This window comes from Polaromonas sp. P1_E1_2 (assembly GCF_056406035.1).
Genome location: NZ_JBFUAZ010000351.1, coordinates 1 through 4,399, shown reverse-complemented (window position 1 = coordinate 4,399; position 4,399 = coordinate 1). Strand labels below are relative to the sequence as shown.

5 protein-coding genes and 2 tRNA genes are annotated in these 4,399 nt (G+C 61.9%); all 7 read right to left on the bottom strand.

The window, feature by feature from the left end; translation table 11 throughout:
• Positions 1-29: 29 nt before the first annotated feature.
• Positions 30-105: transfer RNA gene (locus AC1D1P_RS15405), tRNA-Lys, on the bottom strand.
• A gap of 8 nt (positions 106-113) precedes the next feature.
• Positions 114-189, bottom strand: a tRNA-Lys gene (locus AC1D1P_RS15400).
• A gap of 93 nt (positions 190-282) precedes the next feature.
• Positions 283-1,062, bottom strand: coding sequence for a tRNA threonylcarbamoyladenosine dehydratase (locus tag AC1D1P_RS15395; RefSeq protein ID WP_477669499.1), 780 nt, complete (start codon positions 1,060-1,062; stop codon positions 283-285).
• Positions 1,063-1,091: 29 nt separating this feature from the next.
• Positions 1,092-2,207 carry a YeeE/YedE family protein gene (locus tag AC1D1P_RS15390; RefSeq protein ID WP_477673582.1) on the bottom strand — a complete coding sequence of 372 codons (1,116 nt, stop codon included), beginning with the start codon at positions 2,205-2,207 and terminating at the stop codon, positions 1,092-1,094.
• Between the two features lie 66 nt (positions 2,208-2,273).
• Positions 2,274-3,029 carry a tol-pal system protein YbgF gene (gene ybgF, locus AC1D1P_RS15385; protein ID WP_477673581.1) on the bottom strand — a complete coding sequence of 252 codons (756 nt, stop codon included), beginning with the start codon at positions 3,027-3,029 and terminating at the stop codon, positions 2,274-2,276.
• Between the two features lie 20 nt (positions 3,030-3,049).
• Positions 3,050-3,583 carry a peptidoglycan-associated lipoprotein Pal gene (pal, locus tag AC1D1P_RS15380; RefSeq protein ID WP_477673580.1) on the bottom strand — a complete coding sequence of 178 codons (534 nt, stop codon included), beginning with the start codon at positions 3,581-3,583 and terminating at the stop codon, positions 3,050-3,052.
• Positions 3,584-3,644: 61 nt separating this feature from the next.
• Positions 3,645-4,399, bottom strand: a 755-nt coding sequence (locus AC1D1P_RS15375) for a DPP IV N-terminal domain-containing protein (RefSeq protein ID WP_477673579.1), incomplete at its 5' end; no start/stop codon positions are given.

Genomic DNA, 4,399 nt, shown 5'->3' with positions numbered 1-4,399 from the left:
TAGCCTTGCGGCTAAGTCCTTGATGTACTTGGTGGGTTCTGACAGATTCGAACTGTCGACCTACGGATTAAGAGTCCGCTGCTCTACCAACTGAGCTAAGAACCCGGAAATTCTGGTGGGACCAGCGGGGGTCGAACCCACGACAAACGGATTAAAAGTCCGCTGCTCTACCAACTGAGCTATGGTCCCAAGAACGTATCTTGCGATACATCCCGGTATTTGCTGCTTCGAGGGCAGCAAAGCCTTGAATTATAGCGTGATTTTTTAAGCCTTCGCAAAAACTCAGGCCGCAATTTTGTCGAGTGCCCAGCCGGCCGCGCATAGGCCGAAGGTCGAGGTCACGCTGACGACCGATCCATAGCCGTGGCAGTTCAGACTGCCGTCGCTTTGGTCTGCGGCATCGGGCTGCAGCACAGCCTCGCGGCTGAAGACACAGGCTACACCTATCTTGCCTTTGCGTGCGCCGCCGTGCTCCTTGCGCAGCCGGTAACGCAACTGCGCCAGCAAGGGGTCGTGCGTGACCAGCGACAGGTCGTCGATGTCCACGCGGTGCGCCAGCCGCTTGCCGCCCGCGGCGCCTACACTGACCAGATTCACCTTGTTGGCAATCGCCCAAGCTGCCATGGCGGTTTTGGCTTTCACCTGGTCGCAGGCGTCGATGACGGCCAGCTGCTTGCGGTCAAAGCCCTCTTCGAGGCCCAGGATGCCCGGCCAGTTGGCGGCGTCGACAAATTCCTCGATGCCGTCCACGCGGCAGCCCGGGTGAATCTGCGCGATGCGTTCGCGCATGGCCTGCACCTTGGCCTGCCCCAGCGTGCTGTCCAGCGCATGGACCTGGCGGTTGATGTTCGATTCGGCGATGTGATCGAGGTCGATCAGGGTCAGGCGGGCCACGCCGCTGCGGGCCGCGGCCTCGGCCGCCCAGGAACCCACGCCGCCCAGGCCCACCACCACAACGTGCGCCCGGCGTATGCGCTGCGCCCCCGCCGCGCCGTAAAGGCGCGCCAGGCCGCCGAACCGGCGCTCCAAGTCGGCGGGAAGTTCTTCGATGAGGGATGTCATTGGAAATGCGGATCGTTGCCGGGACGTGCTCAGGCAGAACGTTCCAGCCGCCAGATCTGGTACTTCAATCCCGCCACGCAGCCCGCGAGAATGGCAGCCAGCGCCACAAAGCTGGTCGCGCTCAGGGTCGAGATGCCCGACAAGCCCTGTCCCACGGTACAACCCATGGCGCAGACGCCGCCTACGCCCATCAATGTGGCTCCCACCAGGTGATTGGCAGTGTCTTCCGCGTCACGAAAACCTTCCCAGCGGAAACTGCGCGACAGCACGGCGTAGACGGCCGAACCAACCACCACACCGAACACCGACACGATGCCCAGCGTGAGCACCTTGCTCTTGTCGCTGAAAAACATGAGCCAGTCTACGGTGTAAGCCACGGGCGAGACAAAACTCAGCGCCTCGGCGCGGCCCGAGTTGGTGGCGAGAAAGGCTTCCTGCAACGTCTCCGGATGTTCGGCCACATAGCCCAGGCGCCCGCTGACCCACCACATGGCCGCAATGACGCCGCCAATGCCCAGACCTGCAAGCAGGTTATCAAAGCGACGGAAGTCCTGGCCGAACAGCGCCCAGACGATAAGGCCCAACCCGATGAGGATGGCCAGGCCGATRCCGGCGGCGGCGGGTGTGATACCGATGGCGCCGGCCACCCAGTTGGGCAAGGTCGCATTGGCCGTGAAATCGACGGCAATCTTGTCGACCGTAGCCACACGGACCACAGCCGTGATGCCTTTGAGTGTYGCAAAAGCTGCGATGCCCATCACGGCAAATACCACGACGGACTTGAGGCTGCCCCCTCCAATACGCACCAGCGTTTTGCTGCCGCAGCCTGAAGCCAGGACCATGCCAAAACCGAACATCGCGCCGCCCACCGATGCGGAAAGCCAGATAAAACGGTTGGAGGCATACAAGGTCTTGGATGGATCAATCACACCGGCCGCGGYCATGGTGAAAAACCCGATCATGGCTACACCAATCGCCATTCCCCACATGCGCATACGGGTCCAGTCACCCATGTTCACGATGTCGCTGACGGCGCCCATGGTGCAGAAGTGCGTTCGCTGGGCAATCGCGCCAAAAACCATGGCGAGAATAAAACCGGCCCATAGAACCTGGGCCGTGAGACTATTGAGTGCGGAGATGTCCATCGCCCGATTTTAGGGGCGAATGATCTTTGCCCCCGGGCCAGCCGGATAGCCTGCCCGAGGTGCGGCTTACTTCAGCTTGGCCAGCCGTTCCTTGGCGACGGAAGCCGCCTCGGCCTGGGGATAGGTCTTGACCAGGTCCTCCAGCGTCTTGCGGGCCGACTTGGTGTCCTTGAGTTCCACCTGGCAGTTGGCCAGCGAAAGCATGGCCTCCGGCGCGCGCATATGATCGGGTTCAGCCGTCACGAGCGAGCGGAAATTAGTCACCGCGTCGCGGTAGTTGCGCAGGGCGTACTGCGCATTGCCCAGCCAGAACAGGGACGATGTCCGGTAACCGGTTTGCGGATAACGCTTCAGGAAGCCCAGGAAGCTCGTCTGCGCTGCTGCGAAGTCGCCCTTGCGAAGCGTGGCCAGTGCGGTTTCGAACTCCTGTTTTTCAGCGGGCTCGGCCACAAATTCCYTGCCGTCCACATTGACTTTGCCGGGCTCGAACTTGCGCAGACGCTCGTCCACGCCTGTCGTCAGGTCTTTCTGGGTGCGCTGCATCTCGGCCACGCTGCGCGTCAGGTTTTCGTTCTGCCCACGCAGGTTGGCGACTTCGCTGCGCAGTGCCTCAATCTGATTGGACAGGTCGAGTACGCTGCGGCGCAACTGAGCGTTGTCTTCCGTGTTTTTCCGCACGTCATCGGCCATGCGCAGCTGCGACGCATCGACCTTTTGCCGCAAATCGAGGATCGCCCGGCGGGCCTCATCGTCTTCAAACAGGCCGGCGTTTGCATTGAACGCCAGCACGCAGGCCGCGGCTACCGCGGCATACCGAAACATGTTCACGGTTCGGGCCCCGTTTAACGGTAGTTGAGTTCAGCGCGGCGATTCTTCGCCATGGAGTCCTCATCAGAGCCCGTAGCTGCCGGCTTTTCCTTGCCGAAGCTCACGGCCTCGACTTGCGGATCAGCCACGCCCAGCAAGCCCAGCGCGCGGCGAACTGCCTCAGCGCRCCGTTGGCCCAGAGCCAGGTTGTACTCGCGGCCGCCGCGCTCGTCGGTATGGCCTTCAATAGCCATCTTGCGGCCCTTGTTGGCCGTCAGGTATTTGGCATGGGCCTCGATTGCTCCCTGGAACTCGGGCTTGACCACGTAGCTGTCGAAGTCAAAGTAGATGACCTTGGTGGTATTGGCAGGGCCCGCCAACGAGGCATCGGCGCCTTCAACCTGTACCGGCGCAACAGCACGGCCAGTCGCGCCTGGTGTACCGCCTTGCTGGGTCGTGCCGGTGCGATCCTCGACCGGCACGTCGTTCAGCTTGACGCCGGAACCGCAGGCTGCCAGCGTGGCCGCCAGGACAAGGGAGAAGATGATTGAAAAAACGGTGCGTTTCATGAAGTACCTCTACAAAAAAATAGGCCGTATGGAAAACAAAAATAATGCCGGGTGTTGCCGGTCACCGCTGGAAAGGGCCCCAATCGGGTTCCCGGATGTCACCGCTTGCCCCGGACAGTCTTGCCTTGATCTTGCCGTCCAGCGTTGTAGTCATCAGGGCTTCCCTGCCCTGCTGCTGGGTGGCATACACAATCAATCGGCTGTTGGGTGCAAAGCTCGGACTTTCATCGGCCGTGGTTTCGGTGATTGGAGTGACCGTACCGCTGGCAAGTTCCATGACGTGCAGCTTGAAGGCGCCGCCCACCCGGGAAACATAGGCCAGCCATCGACCGTCAGGGCTGAGCGCCGGGGAGATGTTGTAGGTCCCGGTAAAGGTGACCCGCTCGGCATTGCCACCATTGGGGCTCATGCGGTAGATTTGCGGCGCGCCGCCGCGGTCGCTCACGAAATAGATGTAGCGACCATCGGGCGAGAAGGCAGGCTCGGTGTCTATGCTGGAAGATTGAGTCAGCCGTTTGGGCTCGCCCCCATTGAGGCCGATCGCATAAAGCTGCGAACCACCGTCGCGGCTCAGCGTCGCCACCAACTGTTTGCCGTCCGGCGACCATGCGGGCGCGCTGTTGGAGCCTCGAAAGTTGGCCAGCAGGCGTCGCTTGCCGGATGCCACGTCGTGTGCGTAGATCACCGGCTTGCGCGACTCAAACGACACATAAGCCAGTTGGGAGCCGTTAGGTGACCAGGCGGGCGAAATAATGGGTTCGGGGCTGGTCAGGGCCGACTGCGCGCCCTCACCGTCGGAGTCGGCCACCCAGAGGT

Bases quoted from the DNA above. Each gene is read 5' to 3' on its own strand.
- AC1D1P_RS15395 (WP_477669499.1), bottom strand. From the start codon at position 1,062: ATGACATCCCTCATCGAAGAACTTCCCGCCGACTTGGAGCGCCGGTTC.